General features: G+C 64.5%; 20 protein-coding genes, 1 tRNA gene, 2 other RNA genes and 1 pseudogene. 7 read left to right on the forward strand and 17 right to left on the reverse strand.

The window, feature by feature from the left end; genetic code table 11:
* Positions 1-8: 8 nt before the first annotated feature.
* The 3 genes from Y887_RS07775 (at position 9) to Y887_RS07785 (ending at position 3,882) form a co-directional block, all read left to right on the forward strand.
* Positions 9-437: a type 2 periplasmic-binding domain-containing protein gene (locus Y887_RS07775; RefSeq protein ID WP_046963799.1), complete on the forward strand. Its 429-nt coding sequence runs from the start codon at positions 9-11 to the stop codon at positions 435-437.
* Positions 434-2,566, forward strand: coding sequence for a methyl-accepting chemotaxis protein (locus Y887_RS07780; RefSeq protein WP_046963800.1), 2,133 nt, complete (start codon positions 434-436; stop codon positions 2,564-2,566). The genes Y887_RS07775 and Y887_RS07780 overlap by 4 nt, the downstream gene beginning before the upstream one ends.
* A gap of 578 nt (positions 2,567-3,144) precedes the next feature.
* Positions 3,145-3,882, forward strand: a complete 738-nt coding sequence (locus Y887_RS07785; RefSeq protein WP_046963801.1) for a DNA/RNA non-specific endonuclease — start codon at positions 3,145-3,147, stop codon at positions 3,880-3,882.
* A gap of 181 nt (positions 3,883-4,063) precedes the next feature.
* Here Y887_RS07785 and Y887_RS18805 read toward each other — a convergent pair.
* The 4 genes from Y887_RS18805 to Y887_RS20955 form a co-directional block, all read right to left on the reverse strand.
* Positions 4,064-4,140: non-coding RNA, sX9 sRNA (locus tag Y887_RS18805), on the reverse strand.
* Between the two features lie 47 nt (positions 4,141-4,187).
* The gene (locus Y887_RS07790) at positions 4,188-4,523 is read right to left on the reverse strand and encodes a hypothetical protein (RefSeq protein WP_046963802.1); all 336 of its coding nucleotides are present in this window, start codon (positions 4,521-4,523) and stop codon (positions 4,188-4,190) included.
* A gap of 38 nt (positions 4,524-4,561) precedes the next feature.
* Positions 4,562-4,792: a DUF1653 domain-containing protein gene (locus tag Y887_RS07795; protein ID WP_046963803.1), complete on the reverse strand. Its 231-nt coding sequence runs from the start codon at positions 4,790-4,792 to the stop codon at positions 4,562-4,564.
* 261 nt (positions 4,793-5,053) lie between these two features.
* Positions 5,054-5,218, reverse strand: a complete 165-nt coding sequence (locus Y887_RS20955; protein ID WP_169749480.1) for a hypothetical protein — start codon at positions 5,216-5,218, stop codon at positions 5,054-5,056.
* A 300-nt stretch (positions 5,219-5,518) separates the two neighbouring features.
* Between Y887_RS20955 and Y887_RS07800 the strand changes: the two genes are divergently transcribed.
* A complete protein-coding gene (locus Y887_RS07800; RefSeq protein ID WP_046963804.1) occupies positions 5,519-5,734 on the forward strand; it encodes a hypothetical protein in 216 nt (71 codons plus the stop codon).
* A gap of 121 nt (positions 5,735-5,855) precedes the next feature.
* Here Y887_RS07800 and Y887_RS07805 read toward each other — a convergent pair whose 3' ends face one another.
* Positions 5,856-7,655 (reverse strand): chloride channel protein, encoded by a 1,800-nt coding sequence (locus tag Y887_RS07805; protein ID WP_046963805.1) that lies wholly within the window; start codon positions 7,653-7,655, stop codon positions 5,856-5,858.
* A 241-nt stretch (positions 7,656-7,896) separates the two neighbouring features.
* On the opposite strand from Y887_RS07805, the gene Y887_RS07810 reads away from it, so the two are divergent.
* Positions 7,897-8,445: a hypothetical protein gene (locus Y887_RS07810; protein ID WP_046963806.1), complete on the forward strand. Its 549-nt coding sequence runs from the start codon at positions 7,897-7,899 to the stop codon at positions 8,443-8,445.
* 30 nt (positions 8,446-8,475) lie between these two features.
* Here Y887_RS07810 and map read toward each other — a convergent pair whose 3' ends face one another.
* The 3 genes from map to Y887_RS07825 form a co-directional block, all read right to left on the reverse strand.
* Positions 8,476-9,252, reverse strand: a complete 777-nt coding sequence (map, locus tag Y887_RS07815) for a type I methionyl aminopeptidase (protein ID WP_046963807.1) — start codon at positions 9,250-9,252, stop codon at positions 8,476-8,478.
* The gene (locus tag Y887_RS07820; protein WP_046963808.1) at positions 9,249-9,476 is read right to left on the reverse strand and encodes a ParD-like family protein; all 228 of its coding nucleotides are present in this window, start codon (positions 9,474-9,476) and stop codon (positions 9,249-9,251) included. The genes map and Y887_RS07820 overlap by 4 nt, the downstream gene beginning before the upstream one ends.
* Before the next feature lie 256 nt (positions 9,477-9,732).
* On the reverse strand, positions 9,733-10,131 hold the full coding sequence (locus Y887_RS07825; RefSeq protein ID WP_046963809.1) for a winged helix-turn-helix transcriptional regulator: 399 nt from the start codon (positions 10,129-10,131) through the stop codon (positions 9,733-9,735).
* A 151-nt stretch (positions 10,132-10,282) separates the two neighbouring features.
* Here Y887_RS07825 and Y887_RS18810 point away from each other — a divergent pair.
* Positions 10,283-10,358, forward strand: a non-coding RNA gene (locus Y887_RS18810) — sX9 sRNA.
* A 4-nt stretch (positions 10,359-10,362) separates the two neighbouring features.
* Here Y887_RS18810 and Y887_RS07830 read toward each other — a convergent pair.
* From Y887_RS07830 to Y887_RS07855, 6 genes are all read right to left on the reverse strand, one after another.
* Complete coding sequence (locus tag Y887_RS07830; RefSeq protein ID WP_046963816.1) at positions 10,363-10,908, reverse strand: copper chaperone PCu(A)C; 546 nt, start codon at positions 10,906-10,908, stop codon at positions 10,363-10,365.
* Positions 10,909-11,007: 99 nt separating this feature from the next.
* Positions 11,008-11,610, reverse strand: coding sequence for an SCO family protein (locus Y887_RS07835; protein ID WP_046963810.1), 603 nt, complete (start codon positions 11,608-11,610; stop codon positions 11,008-11,010).
* A gap of 44 nt (positions 11,611-11,654) precedes the next feature.
* Positions 11,655-11,870 carry a hypothetical protein gene (locus tag Y887_RS07840; RefSeq protein WP_046963811.1) on the reverse strand — a complete coding sequence of 72 codons (216 nt, stop codon included), beginning with the start codon at positions 11,868-11,870 and terminating at the stop codon, positions 11,655-11,657.
* A 63-nt stretch (positions 11,871-11,933) separates the two neighbouring features.
* Positions 11,934-12,362 carry a DUF2946 family protein gene (locus tag Y887_RS07845; protein WP_052764977.1) on the reverse strand — a complete coding sequence of 143 codons (429 nt, stop codon included), beginning with the start codon at positions 12,360-12,362 and terminating at the stop codon, positions 11,934-11,936.
* Positions 12,363-12,569: 207 nt separating this feature from the next.
* The gene (locus Y887_RS07850; RefSeq protein WP_046963812.1) at positions 12,570-13,115 is read right to left on the reverse strand and encodes a cysteine hydrolase family protein; all 546 of its coding nucleotides are present in this window, start codon (positions 13,113-13,115) and stop codon (positions 12,570-12,572) included.
* Between the two features lie 149 nt (positions 13,116-13,264).
* Positions 13,265-14,257 (reverse strand): GlxA family transcriptional regulator, encoded by a 993-nt coding sequence (locus Y887_RS07855; protein ID WP_046963818.1) that lies wholly within the window; start codon positions 14,255-14,257, stop codon positions 13,265-13,267.
* A gap of 119 nt (positions 14,258-14,376) precedes the next feature.
* Between Y887_RS07855 and Y887_RS07860 the strand changes: the two genes are divergently transcribed.
* Positions 14,377-15,234 (forward strand): NmrA family NAD(P)-binding protein, encoded by an 858-nt coding sequence (locus Y887_RS07860; protein ID WP_046963813.1) that lies wholly within the window; start codon positions 14,377-14,379, stop codon positions 15,232-15,234.
* On the opposite strand, the gene Y887_RS20210 is transcribed toward Y887_RS07860, so the two are convergent.
* From Y887_RS20210 to Y887_RS07870, 3 genes and pseudogenes are all read right to left on the reverse strand, one after another.
* A complete protein-coding gene (locus tag Y887_RS20210; RefSeq protein WP_146093408.1) occupies positions 15,211-15,558 on the reverse strand; it encodes a hypothetical protein in 348 nt (115 codons plus the stop codon). The genes Y887_RS07860 and Y887_RS20210 overlap by 24 nt on opposite strands.
* Before the next feature lie 96 nt (positions 15,559-15,654).
* Positions 15,655-17,469: pseudogene (locus tag Y887_RS07865) on the reverse strand (DUF885 domain-containing protein).
* 749 nt (positions 17,470-18,218) lie between these two features.
* Positions 18,219-18,294: transfer RNA gene (locus Y887_RS07870), tRNA-Ile, on the reverse strand.
* Between the last annotated feature and the right edge of the window lie 270 nt (positions 18,295-18,564).

Consider the following 18,564-nt stretch of genomic DNA (forward strand, 5'->3'; position numbering starts at 1 on the left):
GAGCCCCCATGAAACTTTCCAAATGTTCCGCAGGTTGCCTGCTTGTGCTGTTGTCGTCGCTTGCGTTCTCGGCCAATGCCGATGTGGTGGTGGTGATGTCCGCCAAGGGCGGCCCCGACAGCCTGAGCGCGGCACAGGTGTCGCAGATCTTTCTGGCCAAGTCCAACAGCCTGCCCGGCGGCGGCGCAGCCGTGCCGATCGATCAGGAAGAAGGCGTTGCAGTGCGCGATGAGTTCTACAAGAAGGTCGCCTCGCGCGATTCGGCGCAGCTGAAGTCGTACTGGTCGCAGTTGATGTTCACCGGCAAGGCGCAGCGTCCGAAGCGTGTGAGCGGCGACGATGCAGTCAAGAAGGCCGTGGCCGCCACGCCGGGCGCGATCGGTTACATCAGTGCCGCCGCCGTGGATGCCAGCGTCAAGGTCGTCCTGAAGCCGTGATCCGCCCCTTGCTCGAGAGCCACATCATGCGCCGCATTCTGTCGTTACCGTTGTTCTGGAAAATCCTGATGCCGGCAGCGGTGGCAATCATTTGCCTATCGGGCTATGTGGCTTTCAGCACGCTGGTGTTTCATCGCAACAACGATCGCCTGGAAGCGGTGCGCGACGTGCATTTTCCGATGCTCGATGCGATGACCCGCAATGTCGCCGCGCTGGACAAGCTCATCAATGGGCTCAACGGCGCGGCCGCCGCAGGCGATGCCGACATGTTGGCGGCCACCAAACCGGTGGCCGACGACATCCACACCTCGTACGTGAAATTGCAGAAGGCCGACCCGGCCAATGCGAAGGAACTGGCGCAGCTGGGCAAGCAGTTCGACGATTACTACCGCCTGGCCCATGGCGTGGCGGCAGCCTTCGTGGAGCAGCGCGAACCCGATGCGCAACAGATGAGTGCCATGGCACCGGCGCTGGAGACCTATCGCACCACGCTGACTGCCATGCAGAAGCGCGCCGACGCGCGTTTCCGCGGCACCGTGCAGGAAGCGGTGGACAGCTCGGTCGCCGCCAGCATCGGCGGCCTGGTGCTGGGCCTGGTCGGCGCAGTGGTATGCATCGGATTCGGCTGGATCGTGGCACGCGCCATCACCCAGCCGCTCAATCGCGCCGTGGGCATCGCGCATGCGGTGTCGTCGGGCAAGTTGGACAACGCCATCTCGATCGACCGCAACGACGAGGTCGGCCAGTTGCTGCAGGCAATGGACAGCATGCAGCGCCAGCTGCGTCGGGTGATCCAGGCGCAGACCGAGATGGGCGACAAGCACCAGGCCGGCATCGTCAGCCACCGTATCGCCGAGCAGGAATTCCCCGGCGAATTCGGCACCATGGTGCGCGCCAGCAACACGCTGGTGTCCAGCCATATCGCGGTGACCATGCAGATCGTGGCCTTGACCGAACGCTACGCCGCCGGCGATCTGTCGCAGCAGCTGGAGCCCTTGCCGGGCGAAAAAGCGGTGATCAGCCAGTCGATCAACGATGTGCGCGCCAGCCTGTTGTCGGTCAACGGCGAGATCAAGCGCCTTGCCGCGGCCGCAGCGGCCGGCGACTTCAGCGCACGCGGCGATGAAACCGCGTACGAGCACGACTTCCGCCAGATCGTGGTCGACCTCAATCAGCTGATGAGCACCGCCGACAAGAACCTGGGCGAGTTGTCGCAGTTGTTGCGGGCCATTGCCGGCGGCGATCTGACCACGCGCATGCACGGACGCGCCGCAGGCGTGTTTGCCCGCATGCGCGAAGATGCCAACACCACGGTGGACCGTCTGACCGACATCGTCGGCCGCATCCAGTATTCGTCGGCGGAGATCGATACCGCTGCCGGCGAAATCGCGGCCGGCAACCAGGATCTGTCGCGGCGTACCGAACAGCAGGCAGCCAATCTGGAAGAAACCGCCGCCTCGATGGAAGAACTCACCTCCACGGTCAAGCAGAATGCCGAACACGCCCTGCAGGCCAACGCACTGGCACGCAGCGCCGCCGATGTCGCGTCCAAGGGCGGCGAGGTGGTCAGCCAGGTGGTCGGCACCATGAGCGGCATCGAAGCCTCATCCAAGAAGATCGCCGAGATCATCAGCGTCATCGACGGCATCGCGTTCCAGACCAACATCCTTGCGTTGAATGCGGCGGTGGAAGCGGCGCGTGCCGGCGAGCAGGGCCGCGGATTTGCCGTGGTGGCCTCGGAGGTGCGCACGCTGGCACAGCGCTCGTCCGGTGCGGCCAAGGAGATCAAGGAATTGATCGATGCCTCGGTGGGCAAGGTTGCCGAAGGCTCGGTGCTGGTGCACAAGGCCGGCACCACCATGACCGAGATCGTGGCCAGCGTGAACCGGGTCACCGACATCATGGGGCAGATCACCGCCGCCTCCACCGAGCAGTCGGCCGGCATCGAGCAGGTCAACCAGACGGTCATCCAGATGGACGAAACCACCCAGCAAAACGCCGCGTTGGTGGAAGAAGCCATGGCCGCAGCGCGTGCGATGGAAAAGCAGTCCAGCACCCTGACCCAACTGGTATCGCTGTTCCAGCTGGAGCCCGCAAGCGCACAGCAGCTGGACAGAGACGTCGCATAGTCGAGCCATCGGCTCATCGCCAACCGCCTGCCCCCCCCCTTCCGCACGGACTGCGGATGGGGGGTTTTTGTATCCGCTGTCGGCAAGCGCAGCGGAGATCGGCAGTGATGTTCGGGCTCACCTGGCATGCGTCTGGCGTCGACGGCCATTCCCATCGCGCTCCCCCGGTTGCGGCTCCAGTCTCCAGGCCGATACTGCCTCCGCCCGGCCGCCAAGGGTGGCGATGTCCGGTAGCAGCAACTACCGCTCTGCCGCTGCCGCGGCAGTGCACGCTTGCAACACCTGTGACCTGCAGCCGCATTCGCGCGCGCCAGCCATAACCTTGCGCTTATCGCGCAGCGGCCGCGCCAGACGAATCTGCGAAATGCACCACATTTTTATCGAAAAAAATGGTGCGGCCGCACATTCCTCACGCATACGTCACCAACACGCAACATTTGCATGCGATAGCTGTCGCGCTCGCTACACACCGAGCCAACTGTCCCCCTTCCAGCGCGCGTTCCGCTGAGCGTCGATCTGCCAACAAGCAGCCGGCGGTGGCGTCGTGCGTCCGATTGATTTCCAGGAGATTCACTCCCATGCGCTTCCGGACCTTGTTTGCCGTTCTGCTTCTTGCCGCTGTCAGTGCCACTGCCAATGCCCAGATCGTCACCCTCAACAAGGGCGGCTACACGCTGCGCTACGACTGCACCAACCACACCGCGCTGCGCTACGAGTACGTGCTGCAGGCCGATACCGGATCGGCTGCGCGCCCTTCAAGCTTCAACCTGGACACCGAGCTGCCCAGCGGCTGCGGCGGCCAGACCTCCACCGCGTCGTATGCGAGCGTACGCAGCGGTTACGACCGCGGCCATCTGGTGACCTCCAACCACATGGATTACAACGCGACCTATATCCGTCGCGCCAACCTGATGTCCAACATCGTGCCGCAGGTATCGAGCTTCAACCAGGGCATCTGGGTGCGTGCGGAAAACGTGGCCGAGTGCTACCGCGATATCGCCAGCGTGCAGGTCTATGGCGGCGTGATCTACAGCGACACCAGCAACGACTATTTCCTGAGCAGCCACGGCATTCGCACCCCGGATTTCTTCTGGAAGACCATCATCACCGCCAACCCGGGCGGCGGCACGCGCGCCATCAGCTGGCTGATTCCCAACAGCGCCAACCTGGGGTCGCTGGACAGCTACATCGTCAGCATCGACGAGCTTGAAGACCTGTACGGCGCCAGCACCATCGGCATCACCGCACCGGCCGCCGTCAAGGCCATGCTGCCCGCCACCACCTGGCCGCAGCCGAGCAACTGCGACCTGGGCTGAGTCGCGTTACGCAGGCAGCAACGGCCCAGCCCGGCGGCGTCGGGCTGGGCCGTTGCAACTGGTCGCGGGTGTCCATGCGGCAACTTGCGTACTGAGTCATCGGATTCCTGCAGGGTTGCGCGATGCGGATATGCACACTGCATCGCGGCGCCGCATCTGTTGTCGATCGATCTCTAAGAGTGGCTAACAAAACGTAGCGAGCAGTCGTCAGGCGGGTGTGGACGGCGCGCAGGANNCGGCCGCGCCCGCCTGGCGGATGCGCAGTAGTTTTGTTAGCCACTCTAAATCATGGCGCTGAGCGCACGCTAATGCGCGGCGTTCAGACCAGCAAACCACCCGGCGTAGGGTGTGTTCTTGACCAGATGCCGATTGAAGTCCTTGGTGCCGTCACTCCACCACACCGGGCCGCGTTCTCCCAACGCGATCTTGGCCGCATCGACCTTGGCGCGTGCGCTCGCCAGCTGTTGCGCATCATCGTGGCGCCTGGCCGCCTTGACCGCACGGCGTGCATCCATCGGCTCGCCGACCAGGGCCGCTCGCACCTCTGCGCTCACATGCGGATTGGACGTGCGCCACAGCCGGCCACGTACGACGAGATAGCGCCCATCTGGCGTGGTGAGCGGCGGTTTGGCGGTGCTCATGGCCGCTTATCGAACACCTGCATCACCCCCAGCGCTGGTCACGCCACAGGCGCAAAGCGCGGCCGTCTCACGCCATCCACGTCCACCGACTCCACGAACATGCCGTAAGGCCGCACCCACAGGCCGATTTCGCTGTCCAGCGGCCGATACAGCACCAGCGGCTCCAGGGTTTCGCTGCTGCGCACGACGCCCAGCACCTCGTAGCGGCCGCCTTTGAAGTGGCGATACTCGCCCAGCGCAATGACCGGTAAGGGTGGCAACGTATCCATGGCATTCAACCGTCTCGGCGGCTGTGCAGTGTAGGACGGGCCTTGTCTTGTGACGAGCCGGGCGCGTGCGGATCTGCCGCATCTGCGTCCCTACACGTTGCACGGCGGCGCCGCGCCGTACGGCAGACGGGTGCAGGCCAATGGCGACGGCTGGACGATCGACGCCTACCCGGCGGCGACAGCCTGCCTCGGCCTCGGCGCAGCATTGCTGATGCCTCATGCATCTGACTGCACGTGCGCACGCAGCCGTGTCTGCCGGGGCTAGTGGTCGTCGTCGATCTCGCCCTCGATACTGTCGTCGTCATCGATCTCGCTGTCCTGCGCCGGGCCATCCTGCAGCAGGTCTTCGTTCTTGCCGGGTGCCTTGACCCCGTCGGGCGGGCTGGGGTCGTCGATCCGCTCGTTGCCGTTTTCCTGGATGCGCATGCTCATCTCCTGCGGCAGAAGGCCGCCTGGCCACCCTCCTCCCGATACCGTGATGTGCACGTGTGGCCTGCGTCACCGGCGTGCATCGTCATCACCGCACGGACAACACGCTGAAGCTGCGGTCGGTTGGCGGGAGGCAAGGCGAAAGGGACCCACGCCGAGTGGCGGTGGCGACCCGCGCATTTGGCGGCGACCTGCCACGCGGGGTGGTTAGGTAACTGAGTCAGCCTGCAGCATAGCGGCCGTGCATCCGCACGCTGTCTGCCGCCGTAAGTACGGCAAGCCCATCGAGAAACGCCCATGCCGAGCCTGCTCTGCGATCTGGAAGACCTGCTCGACGCCTGGAAGGCGGAAGCGCACACCTTCGACGCCTGCAACATGCCTGCGTCCGCGCTCGCCGTGCGCGATTGCCACCGACGGCTCACCGCCCTGCTGGGCGCGCATGCGCTTGCACCAAACGCATCCGGTACCGCCCCGAGCACCAACGACAAAGCCGACTCGGAAGCTGCCGTGTAGTGGCACGCGCATCGCCTCACGTGCGTCGCGGTGACGTCGCCGGCCGGCGCATGCGGCGTATCGCTCCACCGGTCCATGCCCCGTTGGCAACATGTGGCACACCGCCTCCGGAGAGACGGCCTCAGTCGTCGCCGCTGGTCCGCTCGCCCATCAGTTCGCGCTCGCGCTTTTCCAGTTCTTCGGCGTAGCGCTTGCGCACGAATCCTTCCGACAACACGCCCAGCACCCGGCGGTCGGTATCGATCACCGCCAGCTCGTCGGCCTGCGTCGCATCGAAGACCTTCATGATGGCCACGATGTCGGTGTCTGCCAGCAATGCCGCATCGCGATGTTTGGCGTAGTCGCTCACCGGCGCATCCGGCTGCACGTTGTCGGCATACAGCGTTGCCAGCGGCACCACGCCGGCGTAGTGGCCGGCCGCATCCTCCAGCACCACGCGCTGGGTCGACCCTAGCGGGAAACGGCGCCGGAACTCGCCCACGCTGATGTCCTGCGCGGTGTGGTTGGCATCCTTGCGCATCATCTTGCCGGCCGACAGCGTGCGCACCCAGCCCACATCGCGTGCGCTGCGGATGTTTTCGCCACGCAGATGCAGCCGCCAGGTCGAGAACGAATAGCCGAACACCTGCCGTACCACCGTATTGGCCACCAGCACCGCCGCCATCACGGCGCTGGCCAGCACAAAGTCGTGCGTGCCTTCCAGGATCAGCATCGCCATGGTCATCGGTGCACCCACGATCGCCGCCGCCAGTGCGGCCATACCCACCAGCGATGCGCTGGTGGCATCCACCACCGCCGCGCCCACCAACAGGTTCACGCACACGGCGAACAGGCTGCCGACCAACGAGCCCATGAACAGGGACGCGAAGAACAACCCGCCACGGAAGCCGAAACCCAGCGAAATGCCCGAGGCAATGCACTTGAGCACCAACAGGGTGGCCAGCACCTGCAAGGTGGTGCTGCTGGTCATATCCAGGTGCAGGGCGCCGTGGCCGGACGACAGCACCTGCGGCGAATACATCGCCAACGGAATCAGCAGCAACCCGCCGATGACCGGGCGGCCCCATAGCGGCAGATTGATGCGCCCCACGCCGCGTTCGATGCCGGCCACCAGGCGCATCACGGCAATGCCGATCAACGCACACACCAGCCCCAGCGCGACGTAGATCGCGTAGTCGCGCGGCTGCAACTGGTACGCCACCGCCGCCGGCAACGAATACGGCGCTGCGCCAAGCGCGCTGGCCATGAACGCGCCGGCCAATGCCGCAGCCGCCACCGGTGCCAACGCCGACGGCGTGTAGGCGCCGATCACGATCTCGAACGCGTAGAACGCACCCGCCAGCGGTGCACCGAAGGCGCCGGCGATGGCGCCTGCCGCACCGGCGCCGACCAGCGTGCGCATATCCGCACGGCGCACCCGCAACAGACGACCGAGCTGCGAGCCGGCGCCGGACCCCATCTGCGTATACGTCGCCTCCAACCCGACCGATGCGCCGAAGCCGTTGGACAGCAAGGTCTGTACCGCAACGATCAGGTTGTCGCGCATCGACATGCGCCCCCCGTGCAACGCATTGGCTTCCACCGCATCCACCAGCGGCCGCTTGCGCCGCCGCGCCATCAATGCCACCAGACCCACCAGCAGCCCACCCAGCGGAAGCACCAGCAATTGCGTGGGAGTGATCGACGTTGCCGTGCTGAGCCGCGCATCCGGCCCCAACCGGTACAACCAGGCCTGCAACCCATGCGCGATGCCGGCCTGCAGCACCATCAACGCGGCGGCGACCAACCCGACCAGCGCAGCCAGACCGATAAACCACAGGTCGTTGGCACGCAACTGCCGACGCAACCAGTCGACCGGGCGGCGCAACTGCGCGGCAGTGGACGGCTGCGCAGGAAGGACATTGTGAGACGGTGGCTGCATGGCACTAAGGGGGGACTGGATCAGCTTGCCGCGAAGTGGCGGCGTCGGCTGTGGTCCCTAGTGTGCATCAGCGCTGCTGACCTGACCCAATCCGCCAGCGACAACGCTGCCGTCTGCGGCGCGCTGGATGCTTGACGGCCCTGCGCCGCACGCCTGATTGCTAGAGTCGGCGCTGGCCTCGCGTGGCGATAGTCCATGCCGATGCCCTGCAGCAGTGTTCGCCAGACAACAAGGAGCCTCGATGTTCAAGCTGCTGCTGGTCGTGATGGTGATCGAAGGGGTTCTGTCGATCAGCTGGAACCGCAGGTACTTCGGATGGGGACTGCCGGTGTTCCGGCGCCGGATTCCGGCAAGCCGTGAGGCGCTGGACTGTTTTTCACTGGCGCAGGTGGAACAGGCGCTCGCGCAATCGCGCTGGCCGGAACTGAGATTCCATCCGTTATCCGAGCACGTCTACGCGTTTCGCGAGACGTTTCTGGTGATCGTCGGCCCGGTGTACCCACCGATCATGCGCGGGCGTATCGCGGTCGACCGCAGACACCGCCAGATCACGATCACCGGCCACTGCAACTGGACCGTGGTGTATGTGGTGGTTGGAATTCTGGTTCCCGCAGCCATCGTCATGCCGGGCGTGACACTGATGTTCGCGGCCCTGCTCGGGGCGGCCTATCTGCTCCAACGCAGGCGTTTCATCGGTGTCGAAACCGCCGTACAGACGCTGCTGCTGACCAATACCACTGCGCTCATCCCACGCGCGCCTGACGCGTCCAGGCGCGTATCGCGGCAATGACAGCTGCCGCGCGCAGCGCGTTGTCGTGCATCACTCCACCGGGCACAGCGGCGTTTCGTCGGGCCGTAGCGTGAGCACACGCACGCCGCTGCGCGTCACTGCCACCGTGTGCTCGAACTGCGCAGACAACTTGCCATCGCGGGTGTACACCGGCCACTGGTCAGGCTGCGAACGGATCGCCGCACGGCCCTGATTGATCATCGGTTCGATGGTGAACACCATGCCTTCCTGCAACGCCAGGCCGGTTCCCGCATGGCCGTAATGCAGAACCTGCGGCTCTTCGTGCATCTCGCGCCCGATGCCGTGCCCGCAGTACTCCTTGACCACGCTATAGCCGTGATCGCGCGCATGCCGCGCTATCGCATGCCCGATATCGCCCAGGCGCGCACCGGGCCGCACCGCAGCGATCCCTTTCCACATCGCCCGATAGGCGGTGTGCACCAGCCGCCGCGCCGGGTAGGCTACCTCGCCCACCAGATACGTCGTGCTGGAATCGGCGATGAAGCCGTTCTTTTCCAGCGTGATATCCAGATTGACGATCTGTCCGCTGCGCAGCACATCGTCCGCCGACGGCACACCGTGGCAAACCACGTCGTCGATCGAGGCATTGAGCACGAACTCGAACCCATATTGCCCCTTGCTCGCGGGCCGTGCGGCGAGCTCATCGACAATCATGCGTTCGACAAAGGCATTGAGCTCGAGCGTGCTGCGCCCTTCCAGCGGCAGCCGATCCAGCGCATGGAACACCTGCGCAAGGAGCCGCCCGGAGACCGCCATCAATGCGATCTCATCCGGCTGCTTGATCATGCGCGCCCTGGTTTTGCGCTATGCGGCCTCAAGGCTTGCGGCCTCACCCCCGCCGCACGCAGCTCCTGCGCCACGATGTCCTGGAACGAGCAGTCCGGATGCATCTCGCACAACATGCCCACCTTGATCCAGAAACTGGCCTGCGCATTGATCGACCGGCTGGTGACGGTACAGGCGCGCCGCAGTTGATCGTGCAGGTCGTCATCGATATTGACGATGCCCATGGTGGCTCCTGGCCTGTTACGGAATATACACATCGTATACGAATCGTATATTAGACGACAAGCCAGCCGATAGCACACGCAGGCGGCGCAGCCTGCTGGCGCCGCTCCGGCCACACACTGCGCGCTGGCAGATTGGTCGATGTGCGCTCTGCCGGATGTTTCAGGCTCGCAGCCTTCCATGCATCAAGGGTTGCAACAACGCCACGAGGTCGCCCGCATCGATGGACGGCGCCGTGGCGTTACGCAAACGGCCGACTCAGGGCTTGGCGAGCGGGCAGCCAGCGGCAATCTCCCGCATGCTCATTGCCACGCCATCCTTGGGTTGCGTCACCGCGACGGCCTCCACCGGCACCGACTCGCCCCACTCGCGCAAGGCGTCGAAGACGCCGCGCAGCCCCTCACCCAATGGCGTAAGTTCGTAGACCACGCGGGGCGGCGTCTGCGCATAAGCGGTGCGCACCACCAGACCGGAGGCCTCAAACTGCCGCAGACGGCTGGTCAGTGTATGGGCACTGATGCCCTGCAATGCCTGCCGGAGTTCGGTGAACCGGCGCGGCCCCGCAAGCAGCTCGCGCACGATCAGCGACGCCCATGGTCCCTCCAGCAGCTGGAAAAACCGCGCCACACCACAACACGGAGTTTTTGACGTTTCCATTGGTCACCTGATCCTGGTCGTGAGCCGCCGATGGCGGCATCGCACGTGGTGGTGCTGTCGCATTGGTGTCCCACTGGCGCGATTTAGAGCAGCTAAAAACAAACTACAGCGCTCCCCCCGCCAGGCAGGCGCGGCCGGTACTCGGTGCGGCATGTCCCACTCTTACACTGCGGTTCCTCCGTGCCGTCCACGCCCACCTGACGACTGCTCGCTACGTTTGGTTAGTCACTCTTAGTGCATATGCTGGTCATGCGATTCGGCATCGGGCGCCGATGCGCCCATCGGACGAACGTCGAAATGCACCTCGACGCGCGGCGCATGCTCGAACACCAGCGTGGCCACCACCGGCTTGCCTTGTTCGAATGGCGCAGCCGGTGCGATGAACATCAAATGCGTCCCGCCGGTCCCCAGCACCACGTCCTTGCCCGGCGGCAAGACCAGCCCCTGCTCGAGATGGCGCATCTTCATGACGCCAGCATCCATCGTCATCTCATGGATTTCCACCTGTGCACTGGCCGGCGATTCCACCGCCACCAGACGATCCGGCGTTGCCGCCTGATTCCGCAAGGTGAGGTAGCCGCCCGCCACCGGCGCGCCCGGCGGGGTTGCGCGCGACCACGCCCCGCTCGCCACCACCACAGGGGCAGTAGCCGGTGCAGCGGTCGCAGCAGATGCCGGGGCAGCCGGCGCCGGGTTGGCCTCGGGCGCAGGCGCGCGCTCGCAAGCCACCATCGACAAGGCAGACAACGCACTCACCAGCAGCAGATGCAATTTCATTTCGTTCTCCTTGGGTCGAGCCGTGCGGGCGCCACGGCGCCGTGCATAGCGGTCATCGACGTTGATCATCGGGAAGCCGGCAGCGCGCTCTTGCGTCAGTTAGAGCACTTGCCGGATATCGTGCACAACCGAGTCCACTGTCTGCTCGTGTGCCAGGCCCACGCGCAGCTGTCCATCGGGATCGAAGAGAAAACTGCGCGTGGAGTGATCGATGGTGTAGGTCGGCCCCATGGGCACCTTCGCATAGCTCACTTTTAAATTTCCCGCCGCCACCCGGATATCTCCTTCGCTACCGGTCAAGCCGATAAAGTCCGGGTCGAACGCCTTTACGTAGGTCCTGAGCACGTTGGGTGTATCGCGTTGCGGGTCCAGCGTCGCGAACGCGAACTGCACCTTGGCTGCATCCGCACCTAGCTTGCGCTTGACCTGCGCCGCACGCGCCAGTGTCGTCGGGCACACATCCGGGCAATGGGTGAAACCGAAGAACAGCACCAGGGCCTTGCCACGGAAACTGCGTAACGGCCGCGGCGCGCCTTCGGTGTCGTAGAGGTAAAAATCCATTCCGCGCGCCATCGGACTGAGGTCTGCGCCATCGGGAGCGAACCCGCTGCCCCATTGCCCACACCCGGCCAGGATGCAGACCAGGCACCCCAGCATCGCCTGCAACAGTCGTCGCTTCCATACAGATCGCAGCGTTTGCATGCTGATTCCCATCCTTCCGCGCGGAGCGGCCTTGCGTCTGCCGTTCACCGCTGATCCTGCAGTTGTACGCCAACGGCCTGATCGCAGCTGTCCAGGTTCGATGCGGCGTCGCTCGCAGCGGCTCGACACCGGTGTTGCGGTTCGTCCGCAGCAAGCCCGCGCATCTGCGTGGGAGTCATCAGCGCCAATGTCGGCACCAGCGTCACAAGGGCAAGGCAAGGCGTCGCCACCGCGCGGGGCGGCAAGGCAAAGTACGTCATCTAACACGCTCCAGAACATCTAAGGTCACACCCGCTGACGGGTGCGGCTCCACACACGATGTTTCAGGCCGATCGCGGTGGACCGCGGGGCGCGTGTGCCCACCAGCGTGCCGCGATGGGAGACGCAGCGGCAAGACGCGCGACCGCAAGCCGGCCCCGACTCAGCGTCCATAGCAGGCAGGCCATCAGCAGCCAGGGCAGCAGCCGCGCGGCGAGCAGGCAGTAATCGCAGACGAACGCATGACCACCGTCGGCCTGCCGCTGATCCTGCCTGTCGCCCAACCATCGCTCGGCTGTAGCGGTCAGCGCGTCTGCCGGGCGATGCGCGTCGCGTGCCTTGCCACCCATCGCATCCAGCGCCTGGCCAGCTTGCCAGGGCTGGCTATGACAAAGCGGCCCGTCCAGAACGCCAGCGGCGTTCCCGAGCGTGCGACTGACCAGCGGCGCGGCCAGCAACAGCAGCACCGCCAGGCAAGCCAGGCGCTGCATCATGCTGAACAAGGGGGAGGAAGGTAAGCGCACACGGCAAAGTGTAATGAAAAAACGCCACGCCACCTGCGACCCTTCGTCGCAGCCCGACACCCGGGTTCGTGCGCTGCAGCGCGCTGCATGCACCGCGCACCGCATCCGGCCCAACGGCTCACTCCGCGGCAATCGGCGTGCGCCATTGTCACTGGGCGCCGCATACGCGCCGCTGTCTCACTGGCCCTGCAGATACGCCTGTGTCGATCGCACCGTCGCATAGCCGAACTGAAACGCCGCCATCATCGTCGCGTGCACGTGGGCCGCCGGCACCTTGCTGCCTTCGAAATCCAGGTCCATCGTGGCGCAGGCATCGTGCAGCACCGTCACCGTATAGCCCAGGTCGGCGGCAGCGCGCACGCAGGCATCCACGCACATGTGGCTCATCGCGCCGACAATCGTCACGTCCGTGACACCGTGCTGCTGCAGCTGCTGCGCAAGCGGCGTCTCGCGGAAGGCGTTGACGTGCTGCTTGACGATGACCACTTCGCCCTGCTGTGGCGCAACCGCAGCATGGATCTGCGCGCCTTGCGAGCCGGCCGCCAGGAACGGGGCATCCGCAGCCGCCTCGTGACGCACATGCAATAGCGCAACGCCGGTGTCGCGCGCATTGGCGATCACCGCCGACGCATTGGCTGCGGCCGGCTCGATGCCGGTCAACGGCAGTTTCCCGCCGGGGAAATAATCGTTCTGCAGATCGATGACGATGACGGCCTTGGCCATGCTGCTTCTCGCGTTGAATGCCGTGCGTCAGCATGCGCCGGCGCTGTCGTCACGACGAGTGGCGCCGCCGACATCACCGGTGCGGTAGCGACATTCCGCCGCCACGGGGCGTGTCGGAGGCGTTCCGGAAACGCAGATGACCGGCAAGTTCAGCTCACCCCGGCACCGCTTGCACCCGCAAAGCGCTGCCGATAGTCGCTGGGCGACAGCCCAAGAATGCGCTTGAATACCTTACGGAAAGCCGCCGCATCCTGGTAGCCGACCTCCCAGGCAATCGCGTCGATGGTCATGGCAGTGGCTTCCAGTAACGTACGCGCCCGGCCGACACGAAGCCGCTGGCCATACTCGGTGCTGGTCATGCCGGTGGCCTTCTGGAAGCGACGCAAAAAGGTGCGTGCTTCCAACCCCGCCTGTGCCGCCAGACTGCGCAGCGCCACCTCCTGCGCACCGGTCTCCTGCAGCCAGTGCTGTACCCGCAGGATGGCCGCATCGCCATGCGTCAAACGCGGCGAAAACACGCTGTAGTAGCGCTGCTGCCGACCCGGCGGGTCGACCAGTAGCACCCGAGCGGTTTCCAGCATGATCGCCGGCCCCAGCAGGCGGTCCACCAACCGCAGGCCCAGATCGGTCCACGACATCACGCCACCGGCGGACACGACATCGCCGGCATCGATCAGCATCTCGTCCGAATCCACCTGGACCGCCGGAAAGCGTTGCTGCAGCGCCGCGGCATGCAGCCAGTGGGTGGTCATGCGACGTCCGTCCATGACGCCGGTGCCGGCCAGCAGAAACGCCCCCGCGCAGACCGAGCACAGCATCGCGCCCTGGGCATGCCGTACCCGCAGCCAGTCGATCAGGCTGGCGTTGCGCTCCTGGTCCGGCGCATCGCCCAGGCTTGGCGGCAGGATCAACGCACACAGGCGCGCACCGGCGTGCGTATCGCTCTCGAACACACGCGACGGCACAGCGGTGGGCGTTGCCTGCTGCCAATGCGTGACCCGGATCGCCGCGCCCTCCGCTATACCGCCAGCGTCTGCGAGCCGGTTGGCCACCGCGAACAGATCGGTCAGGCCAAGCACCGCCGCCTGCTGCGCATCGGCATACAGCACCACGCCCACCTCGATCCCCTGCCTGGCCCTCATCTCGTTCTCCACGCCCATTTGCATTCAGCGACATGCCATTAGTGCAGTTGAAGTAACCGAAGCACGCCACCCATGCTCCTGCGCCTCAGCTTCCCTCTCACCTCCACAGGAGTATGCCAATGACCTACATCATCCATGGTGCCACCGGCGCACAAGGCGCCCCGCTGCTCAACGTGCTGTCGCAGGCCGGCAAAAATGCGGTAGCCGCAGTACGCAACGCCGATGCAGCCGCCGGCCCCTCGGTGCAGATCGACAACGGCTCGGTCCAGTCGTTGACCGACGCCTATCGCGGCGCGCGTGGCGTCTTCGTGCACCTGCCTCAGGCGCCCGAAGAGATGCGCGTGGCCTACGCCACCCACATCGTCCAGGCCATTGCCGCCGCAAAACCCGCGCGCGTGCTGATTTCCACCAGCGGCAGCATCGTCGACGACCCGGGCAACCCGCTGCAGGCAGCCCCCGACGCGGCCATCGCCGTGCTGATCGATGGCGTGCAGCGCAGTGGCGTCTCCAGCGCCGTCATCGCCCCGCGTCTGTACCTGGAAAACCTGCTGCTGCCGATGGTCATCGGCGGTGTGCACGCCGATGGCGTCCTCGGTTACCCGGTCCGGGAAGATTTCCCCGTGTCCTGGAGCTCGCACCTGGACATCGCCGACGTCGCTGCGCAGCTGTTCGATCGGCCGGCCATCACCGGCGTGGTCGGCGTCGGCCAGTTACCGGGCCTGCTGGGCGCAGACCTCGCCGCTGCAATGACCCACCACTTCCAGCGCGATGTGCAGTTTCAGCGCGTGCAACCCGAAGCCTTCGGCGAGCAACTGCAACCCTTGCTCGGCCCCGCCGCCATGGCCGTCGCCGGGTTCTACCAGGCCCTTTGGCAAGCCTCTGCCAATACCATCAACCCCGCCACCAGCGCCCAGCAATTGCTTGGCAGCACACCACGCAGCGTTGAGCAGTGGTTAAAGGATGTTGCCATCGGCTGATCTGGCTCTGCGGAGCCTATCTTTGAGCGATATCCAGCTTGACCCATCACGCCTTGCAATCGCACTCAACGCAACGGTTGCCGAGCAAAGGAACACTTCCAGCTCGCTATTCAGCGGGTGCTCTCGGCCTGATCGGAAGCGCCTGCGGACTGACGCCAATGCGCGGATCAAGGTCATCTCCTGCGCGGCTGCGCTCGCGGCTGCGCTTCTGGGCTGCTCCACCATCTTGCCGATGGAAGCATGATGGTCGCGGCGCAGGTGATCGGTATCGTACCGCGCGATAGGAGCGACCAGGCCCTGCGCGTCGCCGAACGTCAGTTGCATGGATCGCTCCTGAAGGTGAGCAGATAGCGTCTCGCATCTGCGGTGCATCGCTCGATCGCTCGGAGGTTTGCTGCACCGCGGCCAAAATGTCGCGCATCAGCGCGACACCTGCCCGGCCTTGTTCTTCGCAATCCACTGCCGTACGCGCGGCTGCAACAGCGCCAGCGGCATCGCGCCATCGCCCAGCACCGCGGTATGGAACGCACGGATATCGAAGCGATCGCCAAGCTCCCTTTCGGCCTCCTCACGCAGTGTGATGAATTGCAGCTGGCCCACCTTGTAGCCCAGCACCTGGCCTGGCCATGCGATGTAGCGATCCGTTTCGGCCTGCATGCTGGACTCGTCGTCGGACGGATGCGCGTGAAAGAAGTCCATCATTTGCTGACGATTCCAGCGTTTGTAATGCACGCCCGTCTCCAGAATCAGTCGATTGGCGCGCAATAGATCAGCCGACAGCCTGCCGTAGTCGCTGTACGGGTCCTTATACAAGCCCACGTCCTTGCCCAGCCGCTCGGCATACATTGCCCACCCTTCGCCATAGGCGTTGTAGTCGCCTTGCTGACGGAATGGCGGCAATGGCAGCGTCTGCCCAAGCGAGACCTCCAGGTGATGACTCGGCACGCCCTCGTGATACGCGATGACCTCGATGTTGATCAGGGTGCGTTGAGCGAAGTCACTGGTGTTGACACTTACGGTGCCCGGCTTGTTGCTTTCCGGGCTGCTCTGCAAATAAACGGCCGGGGGATATTTACCCCGATACCCCGGCATCGCTTCCACGTTCAGGGACTTCTTTGGCAACTGCTCGAACAACTTGGGGAGCTCGCGTTGCATACCCGCAACATAATGCCGGTACCGCTCCAGCATCTGCTCGGCGGACGTAGCGAAGTGGCGCTTGTCGGTCGACACCGCCTTGCGGAAGCTGGCGAGATCCGCATACCCCTGCGCCTTGGCGATGACGGTCATCTCGCTTTCAACGCGCGCCACCTCGTTCAAACCGATCCGATGAATCTCCTCAGGCGACATATCGGTGGTGGTCTGGGTGCGGACGACATAGCGGTAGAGTCGCTCGCCGTCGGGAAGCGACCACAGTCCCTCCTGCAGGCGGCCTTGCGGGGCATATTCGTCACGGACGAAGCCCGACAGCTTGGCCTAGGCCGGGCGGACCTGCTGGTCGATGGCTGCCAACAGTTGCGTCCTTAGTGCCTCGCGCTGGCCGGCCGGCACCACGGCATCGAAATGCTTCAGCGGCGAGGCAAACGGGCTTTTCTCCCCGGCCTGGGAGGCAATCGCATCGAGTTGACCGGGCACGCGCTCGAGCAGGTAACGCGGCTGTATCAAACCATCCTTTGCACCCCGGCGCGAGACATCGATGATCTGGTCGACAAGCACGGGAAGCGTCTGCAATCGCTTGAGGTAGTCCTGATAATCCTTGACGGTCTCGAAGGGAAAACTATCCCCGTACCCAGCCAGTGTCAGGTGGATGCCGACGACCGGATCCAGCGGCATCTCATAGAGCTTCAGATCGATGCCTTCCAGCGTATCGCGCAACTGGCCCAGCATCATCTGCAGACTGAGTCGGCGCTGTTCGTCCAGCACCTTGGCATCCACCGCCTCGAACCGCCTGAGCAGATCCGCCGCGTCACGGCGTTCTTGCGCCACCGCCTGCGGCGAATAGTCGCTCCAGCGGTCGTTATAGCGTCTTTCACCGATGGTACTGGCGAACTCGGGGGCTTGTTTCAGATGCTGCTGCCACTGCATGTCCAGCAACGCATCGAAGGACTTGGCAGCTTGCTCGGCAGTGGCCGCAGGTGTTGCGGTGGCGGCCTTGTCCTGGGCAGGCAGCGCCGGCTTGCAGGCAGTGAACGACGCCGCGGCGAGCAGACCGATGGCAAGGGGGCGCACAAGCTTCATGTCGTCATTCCAATCGAGAAAAAAGGGCTGGATCGAGTCGTGCATTGCGGCAGCTTCGCTCATCTCAGAGGATCTATCCCCGTCCACTTCGCTGGAGCGGTCTCCAGAAAGGCAGGCATTGCGACGCGTTATGCACGATCCATCAGCAGCCAGATGCAGTCCACGACCGTCAACATGAAATTCTGGCGCGCAGACAGTGCACTCTCCGGATCCACGCAACGCAGATCTGCCTGACACACACGCTTCAGTCACACGCGCGAACCAACGCCGCACGGCGTGCTTTATCCAGTGGCCGGAGCATATATGCTTCGCCATCGTGTGACCGGTCGTCTTAGGCGCAGCTTCGCGTTTAGCGCCATCGACCGCAAAAGCGCGTCACTTCGGCACGCTCACTGCCGATGTCCACTTTTCGCACTGCTCACTGGTACGACGTCGATCCCTGGTCAGCGGCGAGTTCCGCATATTCGGCGACCGGGATTGACATCCCGGGTTCTGACACGCACCAGCCCCATCGATCGCTGCATGGCGCTTTCTGCATGTCTGCATGTCTGAGAACCCAGCAATCGATGTCTTCACTTGGTTGCGCAAGCAAGCGCACCGCGATGAAGCGTCACGATGACTACCGCACACGCAATCGCTTGTCCAGAAGACGCCAACTCCGCGATCAGCGAAGACGAAGACGTGTCTCGATAGTTTCCCGAGGCCACAAAAAAGGCACTTCGACGTGCGTCCAAGTGCCTCTCTTGTAGTGGTGGGCCCACCAGGATTCGAACCTGGAACCAAAGGATTATGAGTCCTCTGCTCTAACCGTTGAGCTATAGGCCCGGCAGGGTGGGTGGCGAGATGCGGGGCATGTCGGACCGTCCAGCTGAGGCGAAAGTTTACCTGTCCGCGCGCGTCGCTGTCTGCTGACATCAGGCATCGATGAGGAGAAGCACCCGCACCCACCCGTGCCTGTGCATGCCCACAAAAAAAGCCCGGCGCGAGCCAGGCTTCTAAATTTGTATGCGATCAGTGCGCTTTGCGCACCATTCGCGGTAGACGACCCGGATCGACAAGCACCTCAGCAATCCCGAATCCCCACTCCCCAATCCC

This window comes from Xanthomonas pisi DSM 18956 (genome assembly GCF_001010415.1).
Classification (GTDB): domain Bacteria; phylum Pseudomonadota; class Gammaproteobacteria; order Xanthomonadales; family Xanthomonadaceae; genus Xanthomonas; species Xanthomonas pisi.

Bases quoted from the DNA above. Each gene is read 5' to 3' on its own strand.
- Y887_RS07840 (WP_046963811.1), bottom strand. From the start codon at position 11,870: ATGACGTACTTTGCCTTGCCGCCCCGCGCGGTGGCGACGCCTTGCCTT.
- Y887_RS07800 (WP_046963804.1), top strand. From the start codon at position 5,519: ATGCCGAGCCTGCTCTGCGATCTGGAAGACCTGCTCGACGCCTGGAAG.
- Y887_RS07785 (WP_046963801.1), top strand. From the start codon at position 3,145: ATGCGCTTCCGGACCTTGTTTGCCGTTCTGCTTCTTGCCGCTGTCAGT.
- Y887_RS07790 (WP_046963802.1), bottom strand. From the start codon at position 4,523: ATGAGCACCGCCAAACCGCCGCTCACCACGCCAGATGGGCGCTATCTC.
- Y887_RS20955 (WP_169749480.1), bottom strand. From the start codon at position 5,218: ATGCGCATCCAGGAAAACGGCAACGAGCGGATCGACGACCCCAGCCCG.
- Y887_RS07860 (WP_046963813.1), top strand. From the start codon at position 14,377: ATGACCTACATCATCCATGGTGCCACCGGCGCACAAGGCGCCCCGCTG.
- Y887_RS07775 (WP_046963799.1), top strand. From the start codon at position 9: ATGAAACTTTCCAAATGTTCCGCAGGTTGCCTGCTTGTGCTGTTGTCG.
- Y887_RS07820 (WP_046963808.1), bottom strand. From the start codon at position 9,476: ATGGGCATCGTCAATATCGATGACGACCTGCACGATCAACTGCGGCGC.
- Y887_RS07855 (WP_046963818.1), bottom strand. From the start codon at position 14,257: ATGAGGGCCAGGCAGGGGATCGAGGTGGGCGTGGTGCTGTATGCCGAT.
- Y887_RS20210 (WP_146093408.1), bottom strand. From the start codon at position 15,558: ATGCAACTGACGTTCGGCGACGCGCAGGGCCTGGTCGCTCCTATCGCG.
- Y887_RS07825 (WP_046963809.1), bottom strand. From the start codon at position 10,131: ATGGAAACGTCAAAAACTCCGTGTTGTGGTGTGGCGCGGTTTTTCCAG.
- map (WP_046963807.1), bottom strand. From the start codon at position 9,252: ATGATCAAGCAGCCGGATGAGATCGCATTGATGGCGGTCTCCGGGCGG.
- Y887_RS07835 (WP_046963810.1), bottom strand. From the start codon at position 11,610: ATGCAAACGCTGCGATCTGTATGGAAGCGACGACTGTTGCAGGCGATG.
- Y887_RS07810 (WP_046963806.1), top strand. From the start codon at position 7,897: ATGTTCAAGCTGCTGCTGGTCGTGATGGTGATCGAAGGGGTTCTGTCG.
- Y887_RS07830 (WP_046963816.1), bottom strand. From the start codon at position 10,908: ATGAAATTGCATCTGCTGCTGGTGAGTGCGTTGTCTGCCTTGTCGATG.
- Y887_RS07795 (WP_046963803.1), bottom strand. From the start codon at position 4,792: ATGGATACGTTGCCACCCTTACCGGTCATTGCGCTGGGCGAGTATCGC.
- Y887_RS07805 (WP_046963805.1), bottom strand. From the start codon at position 7,655: ATGCAGCCACCGTCTCACAATGTCCTTCCTGCGCAGCCGTCCACTGCC.
- Y887_RS07850 (WP_046963812.1), bottom strand. From the start codon at position 13,115: ATGGCCAAGGCCGTCATCGTCATCGATCTGCAGAACGATTATTTCCCC.
- Y887_RS07845 (WP_052764977.1), bottom strand. From the start codon at position 12,362: ATGATGCAGCGCCTGGCTTGCCTGGCGGTGCTGCTGTTGCTGGCCGCG.